Consider the following 26,217-nt stretch of genomic DNA (forward strand, 5'->3'; position numbering starts at 1 on the left):
AGGGATGATGAGGCGTGGATGGGGCAGGCCCCGTCGCGCAGCTTCGTGCCCCTGCTCGCGCTCGCCGCGGCCGCCTCCGCCGCGATCGTCCTCTATGCCATTGGCGACTGGGCGCTGGCCGCCAGCTTTGCCGCCACGGTCATCACCATCGCCGCGCTGCTCGCCTGGTATCGCCGCCTCTACCCCCCGCCGCTGTCCGCCAGTGATGCCGTGCCCGACTGGACCGTGGCGCGCGCCGCCGCCGACGCCTCCAGCATGGCGATCGCCGTCACCGACCGCGCCGGCCGGCTGGTCTGCGCGAGCGACCTGTTCGGCGAATGGTTCCCCGGCTACCCCTCGCCCCCGGCCGTCAATGCCGATGCCTCGCTGATCGAGAGCTTGACCGCCGCCGCCCGCGCCGCTTGGCGCGATGGCGAGGCCAAGGTGGAGGCGATCGCCCATGCGACCCTGCGCCTCGACGTCGACATCACCCGCACCGGTCGCTCCGAAGATTATCTGCTCTGGCGCTTCACCCCGATGCGCCAGCCCAGCGCGCTCGACGATGTCCATCGCGTGCTGACGGGCGAAGCCGGACGGCAACTGGGCGAAGCCGGCATCATGGCGGTGATGATCGGCGGCGAGGGCCGCATCCGCGCCGCCAACGGTGCCTTCCTGCTGCGCGCCGCCGGACGGATCGACGCCAACATCACCGGCCGCGATTTCGCCGCCCATATGCGGGTCGATGACAAGGGCCGGCTGTTCCTGGCGCGCGAGGAAAGCGGCGGCCTGCCGCTGCGCCTGCTCCAGGTGCCGCTGCGCCGTGCGTCGCAGCCGGGCGGCGTCCAGAATGGCGCGCAGGACGGCCCGATGCTGCTGCTGCTGATCGACGAGCCGGCCGGCGGCGGCGGCACCTCCGCCCTTTCCTATATCGAAACCCTGCTCTCGCTGCTGCCCTTCGGCCTCGCCATGGCCGACCGCGACGGCCGGGTGCTGTTCGTCAACAAGGCGTTCGCCCGCGCCGCCGGCATCAAGGATGCCGAAACGCCCAACTATCCCGGCGACCTTGTCGTGCGCGAGGATCAGGCGGCGGTGGCCGATGCAGTACGCCGCTTTGCCGTCGGCCCGCAAATGTCGGGCGACATCGCCGTGCGCATGCGCGAACAGCCCGAGGAACCGATCGCGCTCAGCCTTGCCGGCGTGCGCGGCCTGGGCGAGGCCGCCGTGCTGCTCAGCCTCAAGGATAATAGCGAGGAATCGAAGCTCAAGCGTCAGGTCGCGCAGGCGACCAAGATGCAGGCGATCGGCCAGCTGGCCGGCGGCGTCGCCCATGACTTCAACAATATCCTGACCGCCATCATCGGCCATTGCGACCTGATGCTGATGCGCCATACGCCGGGCGACAGCGACTATGACGACATCACCCAGATCAAGTCGAACAGCAATCGCGCGGCGGGCCTCACCCGCCAGCTCCTCGCCTTCTCGCGCCAGCAGACGCTGCGCCCCCAGATATTGCAGCTGCCCGACATCGTCGCCGACGTCTCCAACCTGCTGAAGCGGCTGCTCGGCGAGAATGTGAAGCTCGACGTCAGCCATGGCCGCAACCTCGGCGCAGTGCGTGCCGACCCCGGCCAGCTGGAACAGGTCATCATCAACCTGGCGGTCAATGCCCGCGATGCCATGCCCGAAGGCGGCACGCTCAATATCCAGACCTATGGCGTGCCGGCGAACCGCGTGCGCGAGATGCGGCAGCAAATTCTGCCGATCAGCGACTATACCGCGTTGCGCGTGTCCGACACGGGGCTGGGCATCCCGCCCGACATCTTGTCCAAGATCTTCGAGCCCTTCTTCACCACCAAGGAACTGGGCAAGGGCACGGGCCTTGGCCTTTCCACCGTCTATGGCATCGTCAAGCAGTCGGGCGGCTATATCTTCGCCGAATCCGAGCTGGGCCGGGGCGCCAGCTTCGTCATCTATCTGCCGGTCTATGCCGGCGGCGACATCGAGCAGGCCAAGCCCAAGACGCCGATCAAGCGCAGCGAAACCTGGGGCACCGGCACGGTTCTGCTGGTCGAGGATGAGGATATGGTCCGCGCCGTGGCCGAACGCGCCCTCACCCGCCAGGGCTACAAGGTGCTGACCGCCAGCGACGGCGAACAGGGGTTGGAAGTGCTGGGCGGCGGCGAGAAGATCGACCTGCTGATCTCCGACGTGGTGATGCCCAATATGGATGGCCCGGCCATGGTGGCGCAGGCGCGACGCAGTTTCCCCGACCTCCCCGTGCTGTTCATGTCCGGCTATGCCGAGGAGCAACTGCGCAAGTCGATCGACATCGCCAATGTCGCCTTCCTGCCCAAGCCCTTTTCCGTCAATCAGTTGGCCGAAGCGGCGCGCGACGCGCTGGCGATGCGACCGGCGGCGGAATGAACTTGGCCGCCGGCAAACGATTATGCTGGGCATCGCCTGCCCCTTTGGCTAGCGATGGGAAGCAAGCACAAGGGACAAGGGCGCATGGCTGACGGCAAGTCCATCCTCATCGTCGAGGATGAAGCGATGATCGGCATGATGCTGGAAGATTATCTCGACGCGCTCGGTTATCGCCTCCACGCGACCGCCGCGTCGGTGGACGAGGCGTGCGCCCTGGCGCGCGAGGGCGGGTTCGACGCCGCCCTGCTCGACTGCAATCTCCAGGGTGAAAAAAGCTGGCCGGTCGCCGACATATTGGCGCAGCAGTCGATCCCCTTCCTGTTCGCCACCGGCGGCATGGCGGATGATCTGCCGCAGGGCCATGCCGATCGCCCGACGCTCGCCAAGCCCTTCACCATCGGTGCCGTGGAACGCGCGCTGGAGAAGATTCTCGCCGACTGAATAGGCAGGATAGGAAATTTCCGTTCCCCTCTTGTTCCACAGGAACAAACAGGATACATCATTGGCAGGCGCCGAGTGACTCGACGCGATCCGCTTGACAGGGGATAGGCCGATGACCGCTATGCTCTCACTCATCGATTCCAAGAAGACAGGCACAATGGACAGACAGAAAGCATTGGAGGCGGCGCTCGCCCAGATTGATCGCGCCTTCGGCAAGGGCAGCGCGATGAAGCTCGGCAGCCGCGAGAAGATCGAGATTGAATCGATCTCGACCGGCTCGCTCGGCCTCGACATCGCGCTCGGCATCGGCGGCCTGCCCAAGGGCCGCATCATCGAGATTTATGGCCCGGAAAGCTCGGGCAAGACCACGCTGACGCTGCATGCGATCGCCGAAGCCCAGAAGGCCGGCGGCACCGCTGCCTTCGTCGACGCGGAACATGCGCTCGACCCCATCTATGCCAAGAAGCTGGGCGTCGACATTGACGAACTGATCGTGTCGCAGCCCGACACCGGCGAACAGGCGCTGGAAATCGTCGACACGCTGGTCCGCTCCAACGCCATCGACATCCTCGTCGTCGACTCGGTCGCCGCGCTGGTGCCGCGTGCCGAGATCGAGGGCGAGATGGGCGACAGCCATGTCGGCCTGCAGGCGCGTCTCATGAGCCAGGCGCTGCGCAAGCTGACCGGGTCGATCGCCCGCTCCAAGTGCATGGTGATCTTCATCAACCAGGTGCGCATGAAGATCGGCGTGATGTACGGCAATCCGGAAACCACCACCGGCGGCAACGCGCTCAAATTCTACGCCTCGGTCCGTCTCGACATCCGTCGCACCGGCCAGATCAAGGATCGCGACGATATCGTCGGCAACGCGACCCGCGTGAAGGTGGTGAAGAACAAGGTCGCCCCGCCCTTCAAGCAGGTCGAGTTCGACATCATGTATGGCGAGGGCATTTCCAAGATCGGCGAGATGCTCGACATCGGCGTCAAGGCCGGGCTGGTCGAGAAGTCGGGCTCCTGGTTCTCCTATGACTCGGTCCGCATCGGCCAAGGTCGCGAAAACGCCAAGACCTTCCTCAAGGAAAATCCCGAAATGGCAGACCGCCTGGAAAAGGCGATCCGCGGCAAGACCGAGGAAGTCGCCGAAGGGATGATGGCCGGACCCGAAGCGGGGGATGACGACTAAGCAGGACGACCGCGCCCGACCGGATCAACCGGGCGCTTGATCCTGCCTTTCGTCCACCTCTGGCTTCACGCTCTGAAAAGGCCCGTCGCGCGATGGCGCGGCGGGCCTTTTACCTGCCGGGCGCGCGACAGGGCTGTCGCCATGCAGGCGCAACGGAGGGGAAGAGGGAAAAGACCGCTATTCGTGCGGCCGCAGGGCGCGGTTGAGCGAATCCAGCACCTCGGCGATCGGTTCGGTCACGGTGACGCTGCGGCCTTCGCCAAAGCGGATGCGGGTGCCGTCGGTCACGGATGAGACGAAGGTCACCTGGGTAGGGTTGACCGCGGTTTCGGTGCGATCGACGCCGACGAACATGACAAGCATGATCTTCTCTCCCATTTTCGGCCCGTGCCGGACCCATTGGGTGCAAGACTAGCTGCTTTTTGCGCCGTTACCAGAGGCTTTGTGCGGTTCAGCCTGCCTGGATCGCCTGTAGGAACCGGCTCGCCCGATCATCCAGCCGGTGCGCGACCGTCGCCAGTTGCCCCGCCGCAACGCCGATATCATGGGCGCCCGCCGCCGCCGCGCTTGCATTGTCGCTGATCTGGCGCGCACTCTGGCGGATATGGTCGCTCGACGATCCGGCTTCCGACAGGCTGGCGGCGATCGACCGGCTGAAGGCGCCATGGCGCGCCACCGCCGAAAAGACCGATGCCGACACCTCATTCGCGGTCGCCATCGCCGCGTCCATGTGCAGATGGCCCTGCGCCACCGTCTCCACCGCCAGCCGGACATGGCCGATGCGCTGGCCGATCTCGGCCGCCGCCTCGCGCGTCTGGCTCGCCAGCGTCTTCACCTCGCGCGCCACCACGGCAAAGCCCTGCCCCGCCTCGCCGGCCCGTGCCGCCTCGATGCTGGCATTGAGCGCCAGCATGCTGGTCGCCCGCGCAATATCGTCGATCAGGGTGATGACCGCGCCGATCCCGTCCGCCTCGACGCGCAGCGCCGCCGTCTGCTCGGCCCCGACCTGCGTCTGCGCCACCGCCGCGCGGATCGCCTCGCCCGCCGCGCGCACCTGGCTTTCCATCGCCTGGAACAGCCCGCCCAGTTCCTGCCCGCCGCTGGCGATGCCGTGCAGGCTGTCGGCAGTCTGCTCCGCCGCGACCGCCATGCCGGCCGCCGCCTCGCCATTGCCCGACGCCCGCTCCACCGCCTGTTCAGCGCGCGCCGACAGCATGTCGGCCATGCCGACCAGATCCGCGATCAGCGCCTCGACATCCGCGCGAAATGCGCCGCTCTCGCGCGTCACATGTTCCAGCCGCCGGGTGCGGGCCAGCGCATCGCGCGTATCCCGCTCCGCCGCCAGCCGCAGCAGCAGCAGGCCGCCGACCACGCCGGCATAATGGCCGCCCTGCGTCACGATCAGCCCCTCGCAATCACTCCCCTGCGCCGCATAAAGGTCGATCAGCCGTTCGACGCTGGCGCTCTGTTCGACCGTCGCGCACGGCCGCACATGTTCGTCCAGCCGCCCGCCGAAACTGGGATTGCGCAGCAGCGCATGGCCGAAGGGGTTGAACAGGATGCGCCGCATGTCGCGCTCATAAATGGCCCCCACCGGCCGATCGGCGGCGTCCACTACCGGCAGCAGCCGCAGCGCCGCATCGTCCTGGAAGCGGTCGACGGCCTGGCTGAGCGGCTGGCCCAGCCGGACCGCAGTGCAGCCCTGCGCAAAGGGCAAGGCGGTGCCGGCGGCAACATGCGGCTCCGGGTCGGGCCGATCGAGCATCTGGGGCGCGTACATGGCGCCCGGCCTAGAAGAAAAGGGTAAATGACCGCTTAGTATTTGATGACGCTTTTGTTACAGATCGTTGTTTTTACGGAATTATTTGGCCGGCTTATAGCCAAATGCCTCGCGTGCCAGCTTGACCACCTCGGGATCGGCCGCCGGGAAATCCATCGGCACCAGTTTCTCCAGCCGCTCCGCGACATAGGTCAGCGCCGCGATTCGTCCGGCCTTGCGGTTATTATTGTCGATCACCTTCCAGGGCGCCTGCTTGGTGTCGGTCTTCTCGAACATGTCGTGCATCGCATCCCAATATTCGGCCCGCCTGGCCCGGTTGCGATAATCGTCGGCGCCGGTCTTCCACCGTTTCCACGGCGTATCCAGCCGCTGCGCCAGTTGCTCATCCTGCGTCTCCTGGGTGATGTGGACGAACAGCTTGATGATGTTGGTGCCGGTATCGACCTGCTGCGCCTCGAACGCATTGATATCCTTGTAGCCGCGCTTCCATTCCGCCTTGGTGGCATATTTCTCCACCCGCTCGACCAGCACCCGGCCATACCAGCTGCGGTCGAACAGGCCGATATTCTGGCTGGCGGGCAGCCGGGTCCAGAAGCGCCAGAGGAAATGATGGTCCAGTTCCTCGCGCGTCGGCGCGGCAATCGGGTGGACCTGATAGTAACGCGGGTCCCAGTCCGCGGTCATCCGCTTGATGATGCCGCCCTTGCCCGCGCCATCCCAGCCTTCCAGCATGATGACGGTCCGGCGGCGATGCAGGATATGGGCGACCTGAATCTTCGACAGGCGACGCTGCAGCGCCAGCAGCGCCGCATCATAATCGCCTTTATACTTCGCCCCGGTTTCATAGTCCGACAGATTGATCGTCATGCGCCGCTCTCCTGCAAGGGGACGGCTGATTAGATCGAACCGCGCCGCCAAGAGCAAGCGCGGCCTCAGTGCAGTATGGCGTCGGTATCGACCAGCCGCACATCGTGCATCATGTCGAGATAGGCCTGGAGATAGAATTTGTGCGAGGCGCCGACGATCACCAGCATGCGCTGGCCCGGCGCGGCGGCGAACACGTCGCGAATATTGGCCGCCATGCGCAGGTTGCGCACCTCCCAATAGCCGGCATAGCCGCGCCCGAAACGCTCGGGCGAAGGCTCCTTGAGCGCCGCGCCGAAATCGCTGTCATAGATGGTCTGCGCCTGATCCGGCGCATTATAGGCGCGATAGAGCGCCAGCACGCCGGCCCCCGTCCGGATGCCGGGCTGCAGCGCCGCATCGGCCGCCTTGCGCCGCGCCGTCGCTTCATTGTCCCACGCCTTCATGATCGCCGCGCCCGCTGCCTTCTCCTCCTCGGCATTGCGATAGGGCCGGTCGGCGCTGTGGTCGTCCATCGGTTCCAGCCGCTCCAGCCCCAGCCTGGCAGCCAGCGGCGCGGCAATCAGGAACTCCTCGTTGCGACGCTGGCGCAGCGTTTCCAGCCGCGCCACCAATATGGCGTCCAGCCCATCCCCCACATGACGGTCCGCGCCGTCCAGCCGCAGCCATTGCACCAGCGCCGATCCCTGATCCGCCGCCGCCAGGAACAAGGCCGCCAGATGGCGCCGGTCCGATGCCGTCGGTCGCTCCGGCCAGGCGGTCAGACGCCGCTCGACCTCGGCCGTGGCAGCCGGAACGTCCAGCCCGGTCGCCTGGCGCGCCGGCGTCGCGTCCCAGCAATAGGTTTCCACCGTCTCGGCATAGCGGAACGGCGCGCGGCGCAACGCATCGCACTGCAGACCAGATAGGGTTTCGACCGCGATCGATTGCGGCTTCCACGCCGCCAGTCGGTCGATCAACGGCCCCAGCGCCTGCGCATCGAAATCCTTTGGCCAGCCCGACAGATGGGGCGTGCCCAGCACCATCACCTCATTGGGCGGCCCGGCAACCGCCTTCAAAGCGCGCGGATCGAAACCGGGACCAGTCGCCTGCACAGACACCGCCGCAAGCCCCGCCGCCACTATCGCCATGATCGTCCGCATCATCCGCCACGCTCCCTTGCCGCCACGTGTGTTATCATAACAATACAGCAAGGCAAGACGGCAAAGAAAAAGGCCCCCGCCAGATGGCGGGAGCCCTGTTCTTCCCAGCCGATGGAAAGGCTTATGCCTTCGCCTGCGGCTCCACGACACGAACATGCAGTTCGCGCAGCTGCTTGAACTCGGCGGCGCTGGGCGCCCCCATCAGCAGGTCTTCGGCGCGCTGGTTCATCGGGAACAGCGTGATCTCGCGCAGATTCTGCGCGCCGCACAGCAGCATCACGATGCGGTCGACACCGGCGGCCATGCCACCATGGGGCGGCGCACCGTACTGGAACGCGCGATAGAGACCACCGAACCGCTCTTCCACGTCCGCCTGGCTGAGGCCCACCAGTTCGAACGCCTTGACCATCGCCTCGGGCGACTGGTTACGGATCGAACCCGACGCGATCTCATAGCCGTTGCAGACCATGTCATACTGATAGGCCTTGAGGCTCAGCGGATCCTGATTGTTGAGCGCGTCCAGCCCGCCCTGCGGCATCGAGAAGGGATTGTGGGCGAAGTCGACCTTCTTCTCGTCCTCGTCATATTCATAGAAGGGGAAGTCGACGATCCAGCACAGGTCGAACCGGTCCTTGTCGATCAGGTCGAGCGTCTCGCCGACGCGGATGCGCGCCAGGCCCGCCAGCTTCGCCGCCTGGCCTTCCTTGCCGGCGGCGAAGAACACGCCGTCGTTCGGGCCAAGGCCCAGCGCCGCGATCAGCTTGGCGGTCGCTTCCTCGCCATGATTCTTGGCGATCGGGCCGCCGGGGACGCCATCCTTGATGTTGATATAGCCAAGGCCCGAATAGCCTTCGCCGCGCGCCCAGTTGTTCATGTCGTCGAAGAATTTGCGGCTGCCCGCGCCCGCGCCCGGCGCCGGGATCGCGCGGATGACATTGCCGCTTTCGACCAGGCTGGCGAAGATGCCGAAGCCCGAGCCGTGGAAATGCTCGGTCACGTCCTGGATGATGATCGGGTTGCGCAGGTCCGGCTTGTCGCTGCCATACTTGAGCATGGCTTCGGCATGCGGGATGCGCGGGAAGCTGCCGGCCGGGGTGACCGGCTTGCCCTGGGCAAATTCCTCGAACACCGATGCGATGACCGGCTCCATCGTGTTCCAGACATCTTCCTGGGTGACGAAGCTCATTTCCAGGTCGAGCTGGTAGAATTCGCCCGGCAGGCGATCGGCGCGCGGATCTTCGTCGCGGAAACAGGGGGCGATCTGGAAATAGCGGTCGAAACCGGCGACCATCAGCAGCTGCTTATATTGCTGGGGCGCCTGCGGCAGAGCGTAGAACTTGCCCGCATGGATGCGGCTGGGCACCAGGAAGTCGCGCGCACCTTCGGGCGAGGACGCGGTCAGGATCGGCGTCGAATATTCGGTGAAGCCGGCATCTTCCATGCGGCGACGCATGTCGCGGATGATCTTGGTGCGGGTGACTATATTGGCGTGCAGCGTTTCGCGGCGCAGGTCCAGGAAGCGATAGCGCAGGCGGATATCCTCGGGATATTCCTGCTCGCCCGCCACCGGCAGCGGCAGTTCAGCCGCGGTCGACAGCACGGTGACCTTGTCGGCCACGACTTCGATCGTGCCGGTCGCCATCTTCGGGTTGGTCGCTTCCGGGCCGCGCGCGACGACGGTGCCGTCGATCGTCACGACCGATTCCGCACGCAGGCCGTCCAGGATGCGCAGCGGCTCGCTGTCCGCCTTGGCGACGATCTGGGTCAGGCCATAATGGTCGCGCAGATCGATGAAGAGAACGCCGCCATGATCGCGCTTGCGATGCACCCAGCCGGACAGGCGCACATTCGCGCCGACATCGGCTTCACGAAGGGCGCCGCAATTGTGGGTGCGATAGGCGTGCATGGCGTTTCGATCTTTCAAATTCGTTTTACGGAAATGACAAATTGTTGCGGCCCGGCTATGGGCTTGCCTTGTCGACTATCGACCAGCCCGCAGGACGCGGGCCAGCCCATAATAAGATCGAAGACCATATGCAAATTCATCCGCTGATTACCGACAGCAAGACGCTTTCCGATTTCTGCGCCCGCATGGCCAAATCCCCCTATGTCGCGGTGGATACCGAGTTCATGCGCGAGAATAGCTACTGGCCCGAACTCTGCCTGGTCCAGGTCGCCGACTCCAGCGAGGCCGCGGCGATCGACCCCAAGGCGCCGGGGATCGACCTTACGCCCCTGCTCGACCTGCTGGTCAATAATGAGGACGTGCTCAAGGTCTTCCATGCCGGCGGCCAGGACATCGAGATCGTCCATAATCTGACCGGCAAGACGCCGCATCCGATGTTCGACACCCAGATCGCCGCCATGGCGCTCGGCCTTGGCGAACAGATCGGCTATGGCAACCTCGTCGACGCCTGGCTCGGCGTGCAACTCGACAAGGGCGCACGGTTCACCGACTGGGCGCGCCGCCCGCTCGACAAGCGCCAGATCGACTATGCGATCGGCGATGTCACCTATCTGATCGAAATCTTCCCCAAGATGCTGGAAGAACTGCGCAAGACCGGGCGCGGCGACTGGCTCGACCAGGAAATGGAGCGGATCAGTGATCCCTCCAATTACGAGAATGATCCGTCCGAAGCCTGGAAGCGCGTCCGCATCGCCAGCCGCAAGGCCGATGTCCTGGGTCGCCTCAAGGCGCTGGCCGCCTGGCGCGAGAAGGAAGCCCAGGACAAGAATCTGCCGCGCGGCCGCATCGTCAAGGACGAGACGCTGGCCGACATCGCCAGCCACCCGCCGCGCGCGCAGGAGGATCTGGGCAAGGTGCGCGGCCTGTCCGCCACCTGGAAGAGCAACGACATTGGCGGCCGGCTGATGGCGGCGCTGGGCGCGCACAAGCCGCTCGGCAAGGACGAGATGCCCGAACGCGATCCCAAGCGTCCGGGCCTGGGCAAGGATGGCGCACTGGTCGCCGACCTGTTGAAGCTGTTGCTCAAGATCCGCTCGCGCGACATCAATGTCGCCCCGCGCCTGCTCGCCCGCACCGACGATATCGAGGCGCTGGCCGCTGGCGTGCGCGACGATCTCGCGATCCTGGAAGGCTGGCGCTATGACCAGTTCGGCCGGGATGCGGTGGACCTGGTCGAAGGGCGCCTGGCCTTTGCCGTCAAGAATGGCCGGCTGAAAATGACGCGGACCGAATGAGGAGACGGACGATGCGGATGACGATGATGGCGATGATATTCCTGCCCCTGACCGCCTGTGCCGGGACCAATGGTGAAGGCCCCGACTCCGCATCGCCGCCTGCCATGGCGCAGGGGCCGTGCAGCCATGACGGGCTCGACCGCTTCACCGGCCAGAAGGCGACGGCCGATTTGGGCGCGGAATTGCTCAAGGCATCGGGCGCGAAGACGCTGCGCTGGGGCGGCCCCAATATGGCCATGACCATGGACTTCCGCCCTGACCGGCTGACCGTCAGCTATGACGATCAGATGGTCGTCACCAGCGCCCGCTGCGGCTGACCCGCGCGCGCCCTCATTCGGCGGCGCGCGGCAACTCCACTACCGTGCTCCCATCGAGCGCGGTGATCAGCACCACCGCCCCCTCGGCGCCATAGGCGCCGTGCAGGGCGACGATAGAGGCCTTCACGGCCACCGCCTCGCCGCGATTGCTCAGCAGCATGGTCTGCACGCATTGCGCGCCCTGCCCCTGCATCGCCCGCTCCAGCGCCTGGCGGAATGCTGCGCGGCCATGGGTCAGCACCAGATCGGTCAGTTGCACGCCCATCACCCGCTCGCGCGGCAGGCTCAGCATGTCGGTGAAGGGCACATCGACCGCGTCGATCGTGCCGCGCACCGACAGGCGGACATAGCCGACATCGCCATGGGCGGTCATCGCCTCGATGATCGCGGCCTTGGCATCGGCCAGCCGATGGCGGCGCACATCCTCGGTAATGTCGCGGAACATGATGACGGTTGACCTTCCAAGGGGAAAACTCTGCAGCCGCAGCCAGGCGCCGTCGGCAAAGGGGGAGGGAATATCGGCTGCGCTCGGCTCGCCGCCGCTCACGGTGCGGCGCACATGCACCTCCATCAGACTGCCGCTGATGGACGGCAGGACGACGTCCAGCTTGGGGCCGACCATCTGCCCCACCGGCTTGCGACAGATGGCGCTGGCGACCCGGTTGACGAAGTCGACGCGCATGTCCTGGTCGCAGATGATCACCGCCTGATCGACCCAGTCGGCCAGCGCGAACAATTTCTCCTCGGCGCTTTCCTGACCGGCGCTGCCCGACTGGGCTTTCAGCGCCCGGAATTCGTTGACGCCCAGCAGCACATGAGTCGCCCGGCCATGATGGGTGATGTAAAGCGGCGTGCGTGTCGCCATGTCGCGACATTCGGAAAAGCCGCGGACCAGGTCGGCCGCGGTGACGACCGGACTTTCGGCCGGATAACCACCCTCTCCCTCCATTCCATCACTCCCTACTGGGTTCAGATGGCGCGTAACGCGCTGGGTCATGTCCCTTGATGCCATAATTATCGGCCCTCCATCAATCGGACAAAAACAGAAGCAACATGCCTTCCTCGGGACGGGACGGCTTCAAGAGGGAATGACGGGCATTTCCGCATCCTGTTTCCTTTGCTCAGGCCGGAAACGCGTGTTTCCGGTCCATCTGCGTGCCCATGGCCATCACGACCAGCACCGGCACCGCCCAGATTGTCGACATGGCGTAGAAGAATTTGGTGAGGTAGGCGGGTGACACGATCACCGCGACCTGAACCGCCGCCACATTCAGCTGGAAGGCGGCGACGATGATCGGCCAGCGCCGGCTGCTCAGCATCGAAATGATGATCTTGAACAGCAGCGAGGCGCATTCGATCGCCAGGATCGTGCGGATCAGCACCGCCTCCGGCCGGATGGTCAGGACCGCCGTCTGGGCCAGGATGAACCCTGCCCAGACGCCGACGATGCTCCAGCGCCCGGTCGCGCCGCCATAGCGCACCACGAAGATCGAGGTGGCGATCAGCGCGATCGTATAAGCGAGGAAGATCTGCACGATCCTGCCTTCCGGTCCGGTCGCGTCAGGCGACCAGGCGCAGGGCGTCGGCCTGCTTTTCTTCCAGCGCGCTCCACGGGCTGTAGCAGCCGTCGGCGCGTTCGGCCTGATTGGTCTTCATGCGGATCTTGGTCGCTTCCAGATGGGCGCCCAGCAGCTGCTCGCGACTCTGCATCATCGTGTCGATGCAGCCATGGAAGCGCTTGAACAGCTTCTGTCCCTGTTCGGGGGCCAGGCCGATGGTGCGGGCGGTGTCGATCATGTCGGCGCTCATCCGCAGCGTATGGGCCAGAACATCGTCCAGCTTCACATAGGCATCGCGGACCTGGCCGCTCAGGTTGAAGAAGGTGTCGTCCGACATGTGCATTTCGCTCTTGGCGGCGCGCTCGGCGCGGCGGGCATTGGACATGGCAAGGCTCCCTTTTTAGGCCAGCGCTCGCTGGCCCATCAGATGGTTGGATTGTTGGAGACCGTCAGCCGAACAGATGATTGAGCCAATATCCCATCGTGATCAGCGCGGCCAGGGAACCCCCTGCCCATAACGCGACCCGGAAGATGGTCGTCAGGATCTGCCATCGATTCAGCCCATGCGGTTCCCCTCCCATGGTTGCCAGAATCCGGTTACCCAATTGGCGCAAACGACCCTTTTCCTGCCGCTCTGCACCAGCCGGGATGTCGCCGGTCCGGGTCGGCCTGCTTGGTGCCGACGCCTCCTTCTCACCCGCCATCGCCGGTTCAACAAGCGGCTCCGGCTTTAATTCAAATTGCTTGAATTGCGCGTTTTTCTCGGCCTCTACCAATATCCGGGCGGCTTCGCGCCGATCCTTGGCGCCCAGCGCCACGGTCGCGCGATAGACATATTGGTCGACCGTGCCGGGGGTCAGCGATGTGCGCTGCGCGATCTGCTTGGAGGTATAGCCCTGTGCCACCAGCCGCAGGCATGCCCGCTGATTATCGTCCAGACTGGCAACCGCATTCGACATTCCAACCCCTCTGATCGCCCACAGGGAATCATGCCCCGGAACGGATGTAAACTTCTTCTATGATCAATTTTTTATGATGCCGGCCAAGCCATTGATTTATATCAGATACACTTCATCCATATCGGTGAGACGAAAAAGGCGACGCCTGTGGGCATCGCCTGTTTCCGTTACGGAATCCAGTCATGACATGACTCGATCCGCAATAGCTGCAATCGGGAGCCCGGATAGCGCCCCGAAAGGCGCCGTCTACAGTTCCAGGCCGATCAGCGTACCGCTGCCGATCCGGTCGACATAGCGCTTGCCATCGACCTCCAGCCAGTCCGGCGTCACTTCCAGCCGGCGCCCGTTGATCGTGGTCCGCAGATGCTCGACCGCAAGCCGGTTGCGCGCAACGATACGCAAAACGCACAATCCGTCGCCCCGCGCCGCCATCATCGAATAGCGGTCGCCACGCAACAGGAAATGCCAGCTGCCGTCATGCGGCTTCCATTCATTGCCATCGATCACCTGCATCGGCGTGCCGTCGGCCGCGCCCAGCCTGACGCTGATCCGCGTCGCCCCCATGGATCGGCGCGGCGGCGCGAAGATCAGGATCGGCTCGCCGTCCAGGGTGATGGGAATCGGCGTATCGCGCAGCATCCGCGATCCACCGACGATCAATTGCGGCAATTCGTTGGAGAAGGGCAGGCGATCGCGCGCGAAGTGGCGCTGGCGCACCACCGGATTGGCATGGAAGCTGTGGACCTGATTCGCGGTCAGCCGCCCTTCCTCCACCAGCCCGTGACAGGTCGGGCAGAGCAGCGTCGCCCCCGGCCCGTCTGGCAGCCCCAGATAACGATAGATGGTCACCCCGCAGCGCACGCAGGCAAAGCCGCAGGACTGCCGAATCTCGGCCCGCTGATCGGCCGTCAGTTCCGGCAACAGCGGCATTACGCGCAAACCCACCATCAAGGCGCCCCCTTTTTCCCGCCGTCCGCCTGATGCGGATCGACGTTGCTTGTTCCTGGCGTCCTCGTGCGGGTGGAAAGCTCTGCCGGCCCCTGGGCTCCTATTGGTTAAAATAAATGCGCCCAAGTCAAGGGCCTAGACATTATGTTCGACAAGAAAATGGCGGATTTCGTGCGCTTTCCGTGCGCACCGCCCCTGCTCGACCGCTCAGCGCTGGGGCAGCAGGTCCAGGTTGCGGGCCGCCGCAATCGCCCGAATCCGGCCCGGTCGCGGCATGTTGCGGATCGCGATTTCCGCTACGTCACCGGCGCTGAACAGCTCGACATTGCCGACATTGAACAGCCGCTGGCCGAAGGTCTGCGTGATGCGCACGCTGCGGATGCTGGACAGCGCGATCTCGGTCCGCTGCTTGGCCAGCAAGCCACGCTCCAGCAGCACTTCGCGCTCGCTCAGCGCCAGCCGCTCGCCCTTGTGCATCACCCACCACACGCCGATCGCCAATATGCCGACCACCGAAACCAGCAGCAGCAGGAACAGGAAGGGATGCGCCCGGACCATCGCCGGATGCTCGTCATATAGCCATGCTTCGCTCACGCCGTCTCCCTCGTCTGGCTCCAGCGGTTTTTCACCATGGCCCCGGCGCGGCGTCAAGGCGCCGTCCGCCGCCCCCTGTGCGAGCGTCATGGTTAACCAAAAATTTCCCAATATTTACTAGCGATGGCCTCCGATTGGGGATGAATCATGGCCTATAGCCTGCATGATATTGGTGACGAAGACCGGGACCGTTCCGGCCATTGGCTGAATGACAAGCAGGATCAGCGCCGCGCCATCGTGCCGCTTCGTCTCATCCTCATCGCCCTGTTGATGGGGGCGCTGCTGCTGGTCCTGATGCGCCATGTGCTGCCCGCGTCGACGACGGCTTCAGCACCATCCATCGACGCCCCCGCCACCATATCCACCCGTTTTGCCGCTTGTGACGATCTGGACGGCCAGGCCTGTGTCCTCGCCACCGACGCCTATGCCTATCAGGGCCGTCGCTACCATCTCGCCGACATCAGCGCGCCGCGACTCGAAGGCGCTGCCTGCCCGCAGGAAGCCGCCCTTGCCCGCGCCGGCCGCACCGCGTTGCAGGGCATGCTGAACGGCGGCAGCTTCGAAGCCCATGCCGATCCCGCCGACAGTGATCCGACCGCCCGCATCCTGCTGCGCGACGGTGTCTCGCTGGGCCAACTCCTCATCCTCAAACGCTATGCCCGCCCCTGGTCGACCAAGCCAATCGACTGGTGCGCGGCCGGCTAAGACCGCGATCCCGCACGGGGGCAAAGGCGGGACGTTCCAGATTGGGACCGACAGCGCCCGTATCCGCCATTTGCGCATTGCGCGTTAACCAAGAAAATATCCCATTCGTTGCTCCATCATTGCTATGAAGCATCATGGTTGAAACGAAGCCGAAACGGACAAGGCTGACGGAGCTGGACGCGTTGCGCGGCATCGGCGCCTTGTGCGTGCTGGTCTTCCATTATTCGACCCGTTTCCATGAGCTGTTCCCGCAGGCCAGCCATGTGCCCTTCAGCTTTCCCGGCGGCAATTACCGCGTGCTGCTGTTCTTCACCATTTCCGGCTTTGCAATCTTCTTCACGCTGGACCGGATCGGCACGGTCGCCGACTTCATCGTCAACCGCTTCGCCCGCCTCTACCCCGCCTATCTGGTGGCGATGCTGGTGACGCTGTCGATCGAATATCTGGCGCAGGCGACCCAGTTGCTGGTCGGCCCCTTTGCGATTCTCGCCAATCTGACGATGCTCCAGGGCTTTGCCTTCATTCCCGAAGTGGACGGCGCCTATTGGACGCTGACGGTGGAGATCGCCTTCTATTTCTGCATGGTCTCGATCTGGAAATGGATCGGCCTGCGGCATCTGGAACCGACGCTGGTGGTCTGGCTGATCCTGCGCTGGGTCATGCAGCTCTGGCCCGACATCGTGCCCGAACGGGTCGTGATGCTGCTGGTGCTGCGCTATACGCCCTTCTTCATCATCGGCATGCTGGCCTACCGCATATGGGCTGGGCAACGCAGCTGGCAGCAGCAGGCCCCCTATGCCGCGCTCGCCCTGCTGTCGATCGCGACCATGGAAACATGGGACGTGACCATTGTCGGCCTGGTGCTGATGGCGACCTTCGCAGCGCTGATCCGCAATCATCTGCGCTTCCTGGCGATCCGGCCGCTCGTCTGGATGGGCGGGATCAGCTACAGTTTCTACCTGATCCACCAGCATGTCGGCTTCGTCGTCATGCTGGAAATCGCCAGGGCCGGCTACAGTCCCTGGATCGGCTTTGCCGCCGCCTTCCTGGTCGCGCTGACGCTCGGCACGCTCATCAACCGCCTGGTCGAGCGACCAGCAGGAGAGATCATCCTGCGCTGGTGGAAGAAGCGGCGACGGGCGCCCGGCCCGCTCGCGGAAATCGCGCCGAGCGGATGAGGGCGCTGCCGCAGCGGCAGCGCCCCCTTGTCATCAGGGCTGCGCGACCGGCGCGGCAGCGGCCGCATTTTCGGGCAGGCCGCCCAGTTGCGTCACCAGTTTCGTATAGGCGTCGAGATAGGCGAGCACGATCACCTGACCGATCTCGGTATTCTGATAGCCACCGCCACCGGCGCCGGCAAAACCGCCCCACCAGCTCGACCCGCCGCTGGCGTTGAAGCTCAGGTCCGACTTGCGGGCATAGCCTTCGGTCAGTGCCTCTTCCTCGGTGGTGCGGGCATTGACGACCGAGAGGGTGACATTGGCCTCGCTCTTCTTGACGTTGATGCCGCCAGCGATCCGGCCCCAGGTGCTGCCACCCATGAAGCCGCCGAGCACGCCGCCCAGCGAATTGCCGCCGCTGTTGCGGTTTGAGGAGACGATGTCCGGCTCCAGGAAATAATCCGCCGCCTTCACCTGGCCACGGCCCAGATTGCTGTTCGCCTGCAATTCGCCGTTGTCGGCCATGGCGCGTTCCATGTTGCGGCTTGCCATCGACCGGCCACGATTGACCAGGCCGAAGCAGCCCGACTGCTGCACGAAGATCTTCAGGATCGCCTCGGGGCTGCCCAGATTGAGTTCGCGCCACCACTGATTGTCGGGCTCGACGATCGCAACGGTGCCAAGGCGCTTGGTACAGCGCGGGATTTCCGCCTGCTTTCGCGACTGTTCCTGACGGGCCGACGAACCCTTTTCGGCGGCCATCGCCATCGGCGCGGCCGAACCAAGGCAGACCGCAGCCGCAGTCAGCATCTTCAATACACGCATTTTCAAAAACCCCGTTTCCTGTCTGGTCGAGAGAAATTGGTGCGCCCCGGATATTTTTCTGGAACGTAACACAGCCGCAAGGGGCTTCCAAGCAAAGGGGGTTAATGACGATGCTTGTCATCGCACCGCAATTTCACGTGCCATGCACAGCGTGATCCTGCTGACAGCGCCCGCAACTGCTGCTATCGGGCGCCGATGACCGACCTGTCCCATATCCGAAACTTTTCGATCATTGCGCATATCGACCATGGCAAGTCGACGCTGGCCGATCGCCTGATCCAGCGCACCGGCGGCCTGACCGACCGGGAGATGAGCGCGCAAGTCCTTGATAACATGGACATCGAAAAGGAGCGCGGGATCACCATCAAGGCGCAGACCGTGCGCCTGGACTATACCGCCAAAAATGGCGAGACCTATGAGCTCAATCTTATGGACACGCCGGGCCATGTCGACTTCGCCTATGAAGTGTCGCGGTCGCTGGCCGCGTGCGAGGGCGCGCTGCTGGTCGTCGACGCCGCGCAGGGCGTGGAAGCGCAGACGCTAGCCAACGTCTATCAGTCGATCGAGCATGATCATGAGATTGTGCCGGTGCTGAACAAGATCGACCTGCCCGCCGCCGAGCCGGAAAAGGTGCGCGCGGAAATCGAGGAGGTGATCGGCCTCGACGCGTCGGAAGCGGTGCTGGCGAGCGCCAAGTCGGGCATCGGCATCGACGATATCCTGGAAGCCATCGTCACCAAGATCCCGCCCCCCAAGGGCGACCGCAACGCCCCGCTGGAGGCGATGCTGGTCGACAGCTGGTACGACCCCTATCTGGGCGTCGTCATCCTGGTGCGCGTGGTCAACGGCGTCATCAAGAAGGGGCAGGCGATCAAGTTCATGATCGGCGGCACCGAGCATCTGATCGACCGCGTCGGCTGCATGCGCCCCAAGATCGAGGCGCTGCCCGAACTCGCCGCCGGCGAGATCGGCTTCATCACCGCCCAGATCAAGGAAATCGCCCAGACCCGCGTCGGCGACACGATCACCACGGTGAAGAATGGCGCCGCCAAGCCGCTGCCGGGCTTCAAGGAAGTGCAGCCGGTGGTATTCTGTGGCCTGTTCCCGGTCGACGCCAATGATTTCGAGAAGTTGCGCGAGTCGATCTCGAAGCTGCGCCTCAACGACGCCAGCTTCTCGTTCGAGATGGAAACTTCGGCCGCGCTCGGCTTCGGCTTCCGCTGCGGTTTCCTCGGCCTGCTGCATCTGGAAATCATCCAGGAGCGTCTGAGCCGCGAATATGATCTGGATCTGATCACCACGGCGCCGTCGGTCGTCTATGACATGCATATGAAGGATGGTCGCACCCTTCACCTGCACAATCCGGCCGACATGCCCGATCCCAATCATATCGAGATGATCGAGGAGCCCTGGATCGAGGCGGTGATCTACTGCCCCGACGAATATCTGGGCTCGATCCTGAAGCTGTGCCAGGACCGTCGCGGTATCCAGAAGAACCTCACCTATGTCGGCGGCCGCGCTCAGGTGACCTATGAACTGCCGCTCAACGAAGTGGTGTTCGACTTCTATGACCGCCTGAAGAGCATCAGCCGTGGCTATGCCTCGTTCGACTATCACCAGATCGGCACGCGCGAGGGCGACCTCGTCAAGATGAGCATCCTGGTCAACAACGAGCCGGTCGATGCGCTGTCGATGATCGTCCACCGCTCCGCCGCCGAAGCGCGCGGCCGCCACATGTGCGAGCGCCTCAAGGATCTGATCCCCCGCCACCTGTTCAAGATCCCGATCCAGGCGGCGATCGGCGGCAAGGTGATCGCGCGCGAGACGATCGCGGCGATGCGCAAGGACGTCACGGCGAAATGCTATGGCGGCGACATCACCCGCAAGAAGAAGCTGCTGGAGAAGCAGAAGGAAGGCAAGAAGCGGATGCGCGAATATGGCAGCGTCCAGATTCCGCAGGAAGCCTTCATCGCCGCGCTGCGCATGGGCGACGAGAATTAAGCATCATCCATCGGGGTGGAGGCCATCGGGCTTCCACCCCGATTTGCTATTGCCTGCCGGCGCGGTCGCGCGTCAGCCCTTGCTGTCGGCCGCCCGCTTATAGCCGTCGAGTTGCTCCACCAGCACCTTGTCGACGATCGGCGCGATCGGCGCCAGGCCAGCGCGCATATAACCGCCCACCGAATAGGTCAGCGTCACACGGCTGCCGCCCGGCGCGGCCGCAATGGCGAAGTCCAGCACGCCGGTCACGGCTTCGCTCTGCAGCGGCCCCAGAGCCCCGCTCAGCCGCAATCGCTGGCCCGGTGCCGCATAGATGACCCGCGCATGTTCGATGCCGCCTGAGGCGCCGTTTCCGCTCTTGTCGCGAAGGGTCTCGCAGAAGCAACCCCCGGCCTTCGCCTGCAGCACCATGTTGCGCGCATCGCCGCTATAGGTGTGGGCGCTGTTCCACCAGCGCCCCGGCTCTGCCAGCAGCGCATAGGCCGCGTCGGGCGCCAGCGCCACGTCCACGCTCGCCTGCACGACAAAGCCGGCATCGCTGCTGGCAACCACCCCACCCTGTCCGGGCGCGGCCGCCAGCGCCATGCCGGCGCCTGTCAGTATCGATTTGATTGGATAGGCCATGTCCCCTCCCCGCCTTGTCGCCGGGGAGGGAGAATAGCTCAGGCCGGAACGCCGTCCAAGATGGCGACGATCGCGCCGCTGACGTCGTTCATGTCGGCCATGCCGTCGACGCGGCTGACGATGCCGCGCGCTTCGTAGATCGGCAGGATCGGTGCGGTCTTGGCGCGATACTCGGCCATGCGGGTACGCACCGTTTCCTCATTGTCGTCGGGACGACGCTTGAACTCATGCCCGCCGCACTTGTCGCACGTACCCTCGACCTTGGGCTGCTTGAAGACATCATGATAGCCTTCGCCGCAGGTCGCGCAGGTGAAGCGACCGGTAATGCGCTCGACCAGCGCATCCTCGTCCACTTCCAGCTCGATCACATGATCGAGCGTGCGGCCGCGATCGGCCAGGATGGTGTCGAGCGAATGGGCTTGGGCCTCGGTCCGCGGATACCCGTCGAAGATCACGCCGGTATCGGCCGCCAGCGCATCAAGCGCTTCGCCGATGATGCCCGAGACGACCTCGTCCGGCACCAGCGAACCCGATTCCATCAGCGCCTTGGCCTGAAGGCCGACCGGAGTCCCCGCCTTGACCGCAGCCCGCAGCATGTCGCCGGTCGACAGCTGAACCATGCCACGGCTGTCGACGAGCCGCGTGGCCTGGGTGCCCTTGCCGGCACCCGGAGGACCAAGCAGAATGATATTCATTGCGCGCATTCTCCCCTTGTACTTGCGCTTGCCTGTCTGCGCCCCCTTAGCGCAGACGGCCCTTCAGCTTCGCCTTCTTGATCAGATCCCCATATTGATGGGCAAGCAGATGGCTCTGGATCTGGGTCACGGTATCGACCGTAACATTGACGACGATCAGCAGGCTAGTCCCACCAAGGTAGAAGGGAATTCCCGCCCGGGCGATGGCAAATTCCGGCACCAGACAGATGAAGGCCAGGTAGGCGGCACCGATCACGGTGATCCGGGTCAGGACATAATCGAGATAATTCTCGGTATTCTTGCCCGGACGGATGCCCGGAATGAAGCCGCCATTGCGCTTCAGATTGTCGGCCGTCTCTTCAGGGTTGAACACCACGGCGGTGTAGAAGAAGCAGAAGAAGACGATGCCCAGGCCATAGAGGCCCATGTAGAAGGGGCTGCCGTGCGACAGATACTGGTTGATCGTCAGCACGATGCTGCTCCAGCGGCTGTCATCGTCCGCCTTCACGCCCATGAACTGCGAGATGGTCAGCGGCAGCAGCAGCAGCGAGCTGGCGAAGATCGGCGGGATCACGCCTGCGGTGTTGACCTTCAGCGGCAGGTGGCTGCGATCGGCCTGCATCAGGCCCTGGCGCGTCTGGCGCTTGGGATACTGGATCAGCACCCGGCGCTGCGCCCGTTCCATGAAGCAGATGAAGGCAATCAGACCAAAGCCCAGCACGACGACCAGGAAGATGACCAGGCCCGAGATCGAGCCTTCGCTGCCCGACTTGAACAGGTTGCTCAGCGTCACCGGCAGCTGCGCGACGATACCGGCCATGATGATCAGCGAGGTGCCGTTGCCGATGCCGCGCGAGGTGATCTGCTCACCCAGCCACAGCAGGAACATGGTGCCGCCGATCAGCGAGATGATCGCCGAGACGACGAACAGCATGCCGGGGTCCACGACCACGCCCTGCGCCTGCCAGTTGGCGGCGGCGGCGTAGCCCTGCACGGCGGTCAGGCCGACGGTGCCATAGCGGGTATATTGGTTCAGCTTCTTGCGGCCGCTCTCGCCTTCCTTCTTGATCGCCGCGAGCTGCGGCGAGAGGGAGGCGGCCAGCTGCACCACGATCGACGCGGTGATATAGGGCATGATGCCGAGCGTGATGAGGCTCGCGCGCGACAATGCACCACCCGAGAAGGTGTTGAAGATGTCGAGGATGCCACCGGCCGACTTCTGCGACCAGGCCGCGAGCGCGGTGGGATCGATACCCGGCAGCGGCACGAAGCTGAGGAAGCGGAAGACGATCAGCGCGCCGAGGGTGAACCACAGGCGCTTCTTGAGGTCGGTCGCCTGGCTGAACTTCGCGAGGCTGAGATTGGATGCGAGCTGGTCGGCTCTCGATGCCATTGTGGCTGCCCTTCAAATCATTCTTGCCGGAGCCATCGGGCTCCGCGGCGGAATCGCTACCCCCTTAGCGGGGCGGGAAGACCATGTCGAACGGGAGTTGCCGCCGTTGCGACGAACATATGCTCCCCCCGATACACATAGCCCCGCCAACCCATATCGGGCAGCGGGGCCGTGCTTGCAAGTCTCGGGCGAGACTTAGGCCTTGGCGGCCTTCTTGGCGGCAAGGGCGGTGCCCTTCTTCGCCTTGGCCTTCTCGGCTGCCGGGACGACTTCGATCACGTCCAGCTTGCCACCGGCCTTGGCGACCGCTTCGACGGCGCTCTTCGAGGCACCGGCGACCAGGAAGCTGACCTTGGCGGTCAGTTCGCCCTTGGCGAGAACGCGGACGCCATCCTTGCCACCACGGGCCAGGTTGGCTGCCTTGAGCGCAGCATGGTCGATGACGGCAGCGGCGTCCAGCTTGCCGGCGTCGATCGCGGCCTGCACTTCACCCAGGTTCACGATCGCATAATCGTTGGCGAAGATGTTGTTGAAGCCGCGCTTCGGGATGCGCATGTGGAGCGGCATCTGGCCACCCTCGAAGCCGTTGATGCTGACGCCCGAGCGTGCCTTGGCACCCTTCTGGCCGCGACCGGCGGTCTTGCCCTTGCCCGAGCCGATACCGCGGCCGACGCGCATACGACCCTTGCGGGCACCGGCATTGTCGTTGATTTCGTTCAGTTTCATGTTCGCACTCGCTTTCGCTTTTGTCGCGCTGATCCCGTGCGGGATCATCTAAAGGAAGCGCCCGTTAGCGCTTCCGCTGAAAAAACGAAAGAGGGGTTTCCCCCTCTTTCGCTTCATTTCGTCAGATCGAAAGGGCTTAGCCCTCGACCACTTCCACCATGTGGGGGAGCTTCTTGATGGCACCGCGGACTTCCGCCGTGTCTTCCAGCTCGACCACGCGATGCATCTTGCCAAGGCCCAGGCCGATCAGAATCTTCTTCTGGCTTTCGGGGCGACGGATCGGCGAACCGATCTGCTTGATCTTGATCTTCGCCATGTCAGTTACTCCGCAATCGCTTCGGCGTCAGCCTGCGCGACTTCGGCCGAGGCACCACCGCGACGCAGAAGGTCAGCGACCTTCTTGCCACGACGCTGCGCCACCGACTTGGGGCTGGTCTGCTCGCCCAGCGCCGCGAAGGTCGCACGGATCATGTTGTAGGGGTTCGAGGTGCCGTTCGACTTGGTCACGACGTCAGCGACGCCGAGGCTTTCGAACACGGCGCGCATCGGACCGCCGGCGATGATGCCGGTACCGGCCGGAGCCGAACGGACAGTCACCTTGCCAGCACCGAAGTGGCCGAGGCCATCATGGTGCAGGGTGCGGCCTTCCTTCAGCGGAACGCGAACCATGGCCTTCTTGGCCGAAGCGGTCGCCTTGCTGATGGCTTCAGGCACTTCGCGCGCCTTGCCATGACCGAAACCGGCGCGGCCCTTGCCGTCGCCGACGACGACCAGAGCAGCGAAACCGAAGCGCTTACCGCCCTTGACGGTCTTCGAGACGCGGTTGATGTGAACCAGCTTCTCGATCAGCTCTTCGCCCTGTTCCTCGTCACGGTTGCCGCCACGGCGGTCGTCGCGACGGCCACGGCCGCCACGCTCGCCACGGTTGCGGTCACCGCCACGGCCACGGCCACGGCCGGGACCACGACCTTCGGTCTGAGCCTCGGCACCCTCGACGGGCGCGACGACTTCGTTGGTGTTTTCGTCAGCCATGATCAGAACTCCAGCCCGCCTTCACGGGCGGCATCGGCCAGCGCCTTGACGCGGCCATGGAACAGGAAGCCACCGCGGTCGAACACGACCTTGGTGACGCCGGCCGCCGTAGCAGCGGCAGCGACGCGCTTGCCGACATCGGCAGCGGCTTCGGAAGAGGCGCCGGTCTTGCCCAGAGCCTTCGAGCCAACATCCTTGTCCAGGGTCGAAGCGGCGGCGACGGTGGTACCGGCGACGTCGTCGATGATCTGGGCGTAGATGTGACGGCCCGAACGATGGACGCTGAGGCGCGGGCGGGTGCCCGAAACAGCCTTGAGCGCGGTGCGAACGCGGCGACGACGCCGCGCGAAGAGGGAAAGCTTAGCCATCTTACTTCTTCTTCCCTTCCTTGCGGAAGATGAATTCGCCGGCGTACTTGATACCCTTGCCCTTATAGGGTTCGGGCTTGCGCCAGCGGCGGATCTCGGCGGCGACCTGGCCTACCTGCTGCTTGTCGATGCCGCTGATCTCGACCGTGGTGTTATCCGGGGTCTTGATCTCGATGCCTTCCGGAATCTCGAAATCGACGTCGTGGCTGTAGCCGAGCTGCAACTTCAGGGTCTTGCCCTGCGAGTTCGCACGGTAGCCGACACCGGTGATCAGCAGCTTCTTCGAGAAGCCCTGGGTCACGCCGGTGATCAGGTTCTGGATCAGGGTACGCTGCATGCCCCAGAAAGCGCGGGCGCGCTTGCCGTTGTTGGCGGGCTTTACAGCGATGCTGCCTTCTTCGACGGTGTAAGTCACTTCGTCGGCCAGCGGCATGGCGAGGGTGCCCTTGGGGCCCTTCACCGACAGCTGACCGTCAGCGATCGACGCGGTCACGCCCGCAGGCACGGTGACCGGCTTCTTGCCAGTGCGGCTCATCAGAACACCTCCGCCAGCACTTCGCCGCCGACATTCTGTTCACGCGCTTCGGCGTCGGACAGAACGCCCTTGGGCGTCGAGACAATGGTGATGCCCAGGCCGTTGCGGATCACCGGCAGTTCCTTGGAACCGGAATAGACGCGGCGACCAGGCTTGGACACGCGGGCAACATGCTTGATCGCAGGCTGGCCCTCGAAATACTTCAGCTCGATGCGCAGGCCGGGGTGATTGCCGAGGGTTTCCTCGGAATAACCACGGATATAGCCTTCGCGCTGCAGCACGTCGAGCACGCGGGCACGGAGCTTGCTGGCGGGGGACACAACGCTGTCCTTCTTCGCCTGCTGCCCGTTACGGATGCGGGTGAGCATATCACCCAGGGGATCGGTCAATGCCATCTCAAATGATCCTTACCAGCTCGACTTGGTGACGCCGGGGATCAGGCCCTTGTTGGCCAGATCACGCAGCTGCACGCGGCAGAGACGGAATTTGCGGTAGTAAGCGCGCGGGCGGCCCGTCAGTTCGCAGCGGTTGCGAATGCGGGTCGGGTTGCCGTTGCGGGGGACTTCCGCCATCTTCAGACGCGCAATCAGACGCTCGGTGTCGTCGAGAGCGGTATCGGCTGCGATCGCCTTGAGCTTCGCATAGCGGCCGGCATACTTCTTCACCAGCTTCTTGCGGCGCTCGTTCTTGTTGATCGAACTCAGTTTCGCCATGACTTAAGTTCTCTTCCTTAGCTTAAGCGTTGGGAGAGAAGCGGGGCCT

The 26,217-nt window shown here is 64.4% G+C and carries 30 protein-coding genes; 8 read left to right on the plus strand and 22 right to left on the minus strand.

Annotation, left to right across the window (positions count from 1 at the left end; all coding sequences use genetic code 11):
- Positions 1–18 precede the first annotated feature (18 nt).
- The 3 genes from DIZ22_RS14655 to recA all read left to right on the plus strand — a co-directional run bounded on the left by DIZ22_RS14655 (position 19) and on the right by recA (position 4,027).
- The gene (locus DIZ22_RS14655) at positions 19–2,403 is read left to right on the plus strand and encodes an ATP-binding protein (protein ID WP_122928364.1); all 2,385 of its coding nucleotides are present in this window, start codon (positions 19–21) and stop codon (positions 2,401–2,403) included.
- 84 nt (positions 2,404–2,487) lie between these two features.
- The gene (locus DIZ22_RS14660) at positions 2,488–2,844 is read left to right on the plus strand and encodes a response regulator (RefSeq protein WP_004208678.1); all 357 of its coding nucleotides are present in this window, start codon (positions 2,488–2,490) and stop codon (positions 2,842–2,844) included.
- 112 nt (positions 2,845–2,956) lie between these two features.
- Positions 2,957–4,027: a recombinase RecA gene (gene recA, locus DIZ22_RS14665; protein ID WP_004208679.1), complete on the plus strand. Its 1,071-nt coding sequence runs from the start codon at positions 2,957–2,959 to the stop codon at positions 4,025–4,027.
- A gap of 177 nt (positions 4,028–4,204) precedes the next feature.
- Here the strand turns inward: recA and DIZ22_RS14670 are convergent, their stop codons facing one another.
- The 5 genes from DIZ22_RS14670 to aspS all read right to left on the minus strand — a co-directional run bounded on the left by DIZ22_RS14670 (position 4,205) and on the right by aspS (position 9,719).
- On the minus strand, positions 4,205–4,390 hold the full coding sequence (locus DIZ22_RS14670; protein WP_004208680.1) for a hypothetical protein: 186 nt from the start codon (positions 4,388–4,390) through the stop codon (positions 4,205–4,207).
- Between the two features lie 88 nt (positions 4,391–4,478).
- The gene (locus DIZ22_RS14675; RefSeq protein WP_010337309.1) at positions 4,479–5,807 is read right to left on the minus strand and encodes a methyl-accepting chemotaxis protein; all 1,329 of its coding nucleotides are present in this window, start codon (positions 5,805–5,807) and stop codon (positions 4,479–4,481) included.
- Between the two features lie 81 nt (positions 5,808–5,888).
- A complete protein-coding gene (locus DIZ22_RS14680) occupies positions 5,889–6,674 on the minus strand; it encodes a polyphosphate kinase 2 (protein ID WP_010337308.1) in 786 nt (261 codons plus the stop codon).
- A gap of 65 nt (positions 6,675–6,739) precedes the next feature.
- A complete protein-coding gene (locus DIZ22_RS14685; RefSeq protein ID WP_010337307.1) occupies positions 6,740–7,816 on the minus strand; it encodes a DUF5694 domain-containing protein in 1,077 nt (358 codons plus the stop codon).
- Positions 7,817–7,934: 118 nt separating this feature from the next.
- Positions 7,935–9,719 carry an aspartate--tRNA ligase gene (aspS, locus tag DIZ22_RS14690; protein WP_010337306.1) on the minus strand — a complete coding sequence of 595 codons (1,785 nt, stop codon included), beginning with the start codon at positions 9,717–9,719 and terminating at the stop codon, positions 7,935–7,937.
- Between the two features lie 128 nt (positions 9,720–9,847).
- Here aspS and rnd point away from each other — a divergent pair, with 128 nt between their 5' ends.
- Positions 9,848–11,014 carry a ribonuclease D gene (gene rnd, locus DIZ22_RS14695; RefSeq protein WP_010337305.1) on the plus strand — a complete coding sequence of 389 codons (1,167 nt, stop codon included), beginning with the start codon at positions 9,848–9,850 and terminating at the stop codon, positions 11,012–11,014.
- Between the two features lie 17 nt (positions 11,015–11,031).
- A complete protein-coding gene (locus DIZ22_RS14700) occupies positions 11,032–11,331 on the plus strand; it encodes an I78 family peptidase inhibitor (RefSeq protein WP_029547677.1) in 300 nt (99 codons plus the stop codon).
- Between the two features lie 13 nt (positions 11,332–11,344).
- Here DIZ22_RS14700 and DIZ22_RS14705 read toward each other — a convergent pair whose 3' ends face one another.
- The 6 genes from DIZ22_RS14705 to DIZ22_RS14730 form a co-directional block, all read right to left on the minus strand.
- A complete protein-coding gene (locus DIZ22_RS14705) occupies positions 11,345–12,280 on the minus strand; it encodes a PAS domain-containing protein (protein ID WP_010337303.1) in 936 nt (311 codons plus the stop codon).
- 172 nt (positions 12,281–12,452) lie between these two features.
- Positions 12,453–12,866 (minus strand): hypothetical protein, encoded by a 414-nt coding sequence (locus DIZ22_RS14710; RefSeq protein WP_004208689.1) that lies wholly within the window; start codon positions 12,864–12,866, stop codon positions 12,453–12,455.
- 25 nt (positions 12,867–12,891) lie between these two features.
- On the minus strand, positions 12,892–13,275 hold the full coding sequence (locus DIZ22_RS14715) for a hypothetical protein (RefSeq protein ID WP_004208690.1): 384 nt from the start codon (positions 13,273–13,275) through the stop codon (positions 12,892–12,894).
- Between the two features lie 64 nt (positions 13,276–13,339).
- On the minus strand, positions 13,340–13,849 hold the full coding sequence (locus DIZ22_RS14720; protein ID WP_010337302.1) for a helix-turn-helix transcriptional regulator: 510 nt from the start codon (positions 13,847–13,849) through the stop codon (positions 13,340–13,342).
- A 246-nt stretch (positions 13,850–14,095) separates the two neighbouring features.
- Complete coding sequence (locus DIZ22_RS14725; RefSeq protein WP_010337301.1) at positions 14,096–14,779, minus strand: hypothetical protein; 684 nt, start codon at positions 14,777–14,779, stop codon at positions 14,096–14,098.
- A 225-nt stretch (positions 14,780–15,004) separates the two neighbouring features.
- Entirely contained in the window at positions 15,005–15,391 is a 387-nt protein-coding gene (locus DIZ22_RS14730; RefSeq protein WP_029547676.1) for a PH domain-containing protein, read from the minus strand.
- A gap of 147 nt (positions 15,392–15,538) precedes the next feature.
- On the opposite strand from DIZ22_RS14730, the gene DIZ22_RS14735 reads away from it, so the two are divergent.
- Positions 15,539–16,096, plus strand: a complete 558-nt coding sequence (locus DIZ22_RS14735) for a hypothetical protein (protein WP_010337299.1) — start codon at positions 15,539–15,541, stop codon at positions 16,094–16,096.
- 134 nt (positions 16,097–16,230) lie between these two features.
- Complete coding sequence (locus DIZ22_RS14740; RefSeq protein ID WP_010337298.1) at positions 16,231–17,274, plus strand: acyltransferase; 1,044 nt, start codon at positions 16,231–16,233, stop codon at positions 17,272–17,274.
- 33 nt (positions 17,275–17,307) lie between these two features.
- Here DIZ22_RS14740 and DIZ22_RS14745 read toward each other — a convergent pair whose 3' ends face one another.
- The gene (locus DIZ22_RS14745) at positions 17,308–18,081 is read right to left on the minus strand and encodes a CsgG/HfaB family protein (protein ID WP_029547675.1); all 774 of its coding nucleotides are present in this window, start codon (positions 18,079–18,081) and stop codon (positions 17,308–17,310) included.
- 195 nt (positions 18,082–18,276) lie between these two features.
- On the opposite strand from DIZ22_RS14745, the gene lepA reads away from it, so the two are divergent.
- Entirely contained in the window at positions 18,277–20,082 is a 1,806-nt protein-coding gene (gene lepA, locus DIZ22_RS14750) for a translation elongation factor 4 (protein ID WP_010337296.1), read from the plus strand.
- A 72-nt stretch (positions 20,083–20,154) separates the two neighbouring features.
- Here lepA and DIZ22_RS14755 read toward each other — a convergent pair whose 3' ends face one another.
- The 10 genes from DIZ22_RS14755 to rpsN form a co-directional block, all read right to left on the minus strand.
- A complete protein-coding gene (locus tag DIZ22_RS14755) occupies positions 20,155–20,706 on the minus strand; it encodes an ATPase (RefSeq protein ID WP_048938083.1) in 552 nt (183 codons plus the stop codon).
- A gap of 38 nt (positions 20,707–20,744) precedes the next feature.
- Positions 20,745–21,401: an adenylate kinase gene (locus DIZ22_RS14760; RefSeq protein ID WP_004208699.1), complete on the minus strand. Its 657-nt coding sequence runs from the start codon at positions 21,399–21,401 to the stop codon at positions 20,745–20,747.
- Between the two features lie 46 nt (positions 21,402–21,447).
- Positions 21,448–22,794, minus strand: a complete 1,347-nt coding sequence (secY, locus tag DIZ22_RS14765; RefSeq protein WP_004208701.1) for a preprotein translocase subunit SecY — start codon at positions 22,792–22,794, stop codon at positions 21,448–21,450.
- Between the two features lie 195 nt (positions 22,795–22,989).
- Complete coding sequence (rplO, locus tag DIZ22_RS14770; RefSeq protein ID WP_004208702.1) at positions 22,990–23,520, minus strand: 50S ribosomal protein L15; 531 nt, start codon at positions 23,518–23,520, stop codon at positions 22,990–22,992.
- A gap of 136 nt (positions 23,521–23,656) precedes the next feature.
- Positions 23,657–23,836: a 50S ribosomal protein L30 gene (gene rpmD / locus DIZ22_RS14775; protein ID WP_010337294.1), complete on the minus strand. Its 180-nt coding sequence runs from the start codon at positions 23,834–23,836 to the stop codon at positions 23,657–23,659.
- A gap of 5 nt (positions 23,837–23,841) precedes the next feature.
- Positions 23,842–24,552 (minus strand): 30S ribosomal protein S5, encoded by a 711-nt coding sequence (rpsE, locus tag DIZ22_RS14780; protein WP_004208704.1) that lies wholly within the window; start codon positions 24,550–24,552, stop codon positions 23,842–23,844.
- 2 nt (positions 24,553–24,554) lie between these two features.
- Positions 24,555–24,920 carry a 50S ribosomal protein L18 gene (gene rplR / locus DIZ22_RS14785; RefSeq protein WP_004208705.1) on the minus strand — a complete coding sequence of 122 codons (366 nt, stop codon included), beginning with the start codon at positions 24,918–24,920 and terminating at the stop codon, positions 24,555–24,557.
- A gap of 1 nt (position 24,921) precedes the next feature.
- Complete coding sequence (gene rplF, locus DIZ22_RS14790) at positions 24,922–25,455, minus strand: 50S ribosomal protein L6 (RefSeq protein WP_004208706.1); 534 nt, start codon at positions 25,453–25,455, stop codon at positions 24,922–24,924.
- Positions 25,455–25,850 carry a 30S ribosomal protein S8 gene (gene rpsH / locus DIZ22_RS14795; protein ID WP_004208707.1) on the minus strand — a complete coding sequence of 132 codons (396 nt, stop codon included), beginning with the start codon at positions 25,848–25,850 and terminating at the stop codon, positions 25,455–25,457. Before rpsH ends, rplF begins: the two co-directional genes overlap by 1 nt.
- Positions 25,851–25,862: 12 nt before the next feature.
- On the minus strand, positions 25,863–26,168 hold the full coding sequence (gene rpsN / locus DIZ22_RS14800; protein WP_004208708.1) for a 30S ribosomal protein S14: 306 nt from the start codon (positions 26,166–26,168) through the stop codon (positions 25,863–25,865).
- Between the last annotated feature and the right edge of the window lie 49 nt (positions 26,169–26,217).

The sequence above is a fragment of the Sphingobium sp. LF-16 genome (genome assembly GCF_003711185.1).
GTDB lineage: Bacteria > Pseudomonadota > Alphaproteobacteria > Sphingomonadales > Sphingomonadaceae > Sphingobium > Sphingobium yanoikuyae_A.

Bases quoted from the DNA above. Each gene is read 5' to 3' on its own strand.
- rplO (WP_004208702.1), bottom strand. From the start codon at position 23,520: ATGAAACTGAACGAAATCAACGACAATGCCGGTGCCCGCAAGGGTCGT.
- DIZ22_RS14740 (WP_010337298.1), top strand. From the start codon at position 16,231: ATGGTTGAAACGAAGCCGAAACGGACAAGGCTGACGGAGCTGGACGCG.
- DIZ22_RS14745 (WP_029547675.1), bottom strand. From the start codon at position 18,081: ATGCGTGTATTGAAGATGCTGACTGCGGCTGCGGTCTGCCTTGGTTCG.
- DIZ22_RS14655 (WP_122928364.1), top strand. From the start codon at position 19: ATGGGGCAGGCCCCGTCGCGCAGCTTCGTGCCCCTGCTCGCGCTCGCC.
- DIZ22_RS14755 (WP_048938083.1), bottom strand. From the start codon at position 20,706: ATGGCCTATCCAATCAAATCGATACTGACAGGCGCCGGCATGGCGCTG.
- recA (WP_004208679.1), top strand. From the start codon at position 2,957: ATGACCGCTATGCTCTCACTCATCGATTCCAAGAAGACAGGCACAATG.
- DIZ22_RS14670 (WP_004208680.1), bottom strand. From the start codon at position 4,390: ATGCTTGTCATGTTCGTCGGCGTCGATCGCACCGAAACCGCGGTCAAC.
- DIZ22_RS14680 (WP_010337308.1), bottom strand. From the start codon at position 6,674: ATGACGATCAATCTGTCGGACTATGAAACCGGGGCGAAGTATAAAGGC.
- DIZ22_RS14715 (WP_004208690.1), bottom strand. From the start codon at position 13,275: ATGTCCAATGCCCGCCGCGCCGAGCGCGCCGCCAAGAGCGAAATGCAC.
- secY (WP_004208701.1), bottom strand. From the start codon at position 22,794: ATGGCATCGAGAGCCGACCAGCTCGCATCCAATCTCAGCCTCGCGAAG.
- lepA (WP_010337296.1), top strand. From the start codon at position 18,277: ATGACCGACCTGTCCCATATCCGAAACTTTTCGATCATTGCGCATATC.
- DIZ22_RS14720 (WP_010337302.1), bottom strand. From the start codon at position 13,849: ATGTCGAATGCGGTTGCCAGTCTGGACGATAATCAGCGGGCATGCCTG.
- DIZ22_RS14735 (WP_010337299.1), top strand. From the start codon at position 15,539: ATGGCCTATAGCCTGCATGATATTGGTGACGAAGACCGGGACCGTTCC.
- rplR (WP_004208705.1), bottom strand. From the start codon at position 24,920: ATGGCTAAGCTTTCCCTCTTCGCGCGGCGTCGTCGCCGCGTTCGCACC.
- DIZ22_RS14685 (WP_010337307.1), bottom strand. From the start codon at position 7,816: ATGATGCGGACGATCATGGCGATAGTGGCGGCGGGGCTTGCGGCGGTG.
- rpsE (WP_004208704.1), bottom strand. From the start codon at position 24,552: ATGGCTGACGAAAACACCAACGAAGTCGTCGCGCCCGTCGAGGGTGCC.
- DIZ22_RS14675 (WP_010337309.1), bottom strand. From the start codon at position 5,807: ATGTACGCGCCCCAGATGCTCGATCGGCCCGACCCGGAGCCGCATGTT.
- rplF (WP_004208706.1), bottom strand. From the start codon at position 25,455: ATGAGCCGCACTGGCAAGAAGCCGGTCACCGTGCCTGCGGGCGTGACC.
- DIZ22_RS14700 (WP_029547677.1), top strand. From the start codon at position 11,032: ATGACGATGATGGCGATGATATTCCTGCCCCTGACCGCCTGTGCCGGG.
- rpsN (WP_004208708.1), bottom strand. From the start codon at position 26,168: ATGGCGAAACTGAGTTCGATCAACAAGAACGAGCGCCGCAAGAAGCTG.
- DIZ22_RS14760 (WP_004208699.1), bottom strand. From the start codon at position 21,401: ATGAATATCATTCTGCTTGGTCCTCCGGGTGCCGGCAAGGGCACCCAG.
- rpmD (WP_010337294.1), bottom strand. From the start codon at position 23,836: ATGGCGAAGATCAAGATCAAGCAGATCGGTTCGCCGATCCGTCGCCCC.
- rnd (WP_010337305.1), top strand. From the start codon at position 9,848: ATGCAAATTCATCCGCTGATTACCGACAGCAAGACGCTTTCCGATTTC.
- DIZ22_RS14725 (WP_010337301.1), bottom strand. From the start codon at position 14,779: ATGCCGCTGTTGCCGGAACTGACGGCCGATCAGCGGGCCGAGATTCGG.
- DIZ22_RS14705 (WP_010337303.1), bottom strand. From the start codon at position 12,280: ATGGAGGGAGAGGGTGGTTATCCGGCCGAAAGTCCGGTCGTCACCGCG.
- DIZ22_RS14660 (WP_004208678.1), top strand. From the start codon at position 2,488: ATGGCTGACGGCAAGTCCATCCTCATCGTCGAGGATGAAGCGATGATC.
- rpsH (WP_004208707.1), bottom strand. From the start codon at position 25,850: ATGGCATTGACCGATCCCCTGGGTGATATGCTCACCCGCATCCGTAAC.
- aspS (WP_010337306.1), bottom strand. From the start codon at position 9,719: ATGCACGCCTATCGCACCCACAATTGCGGCGCCCTTCGTGAAGCCGAT.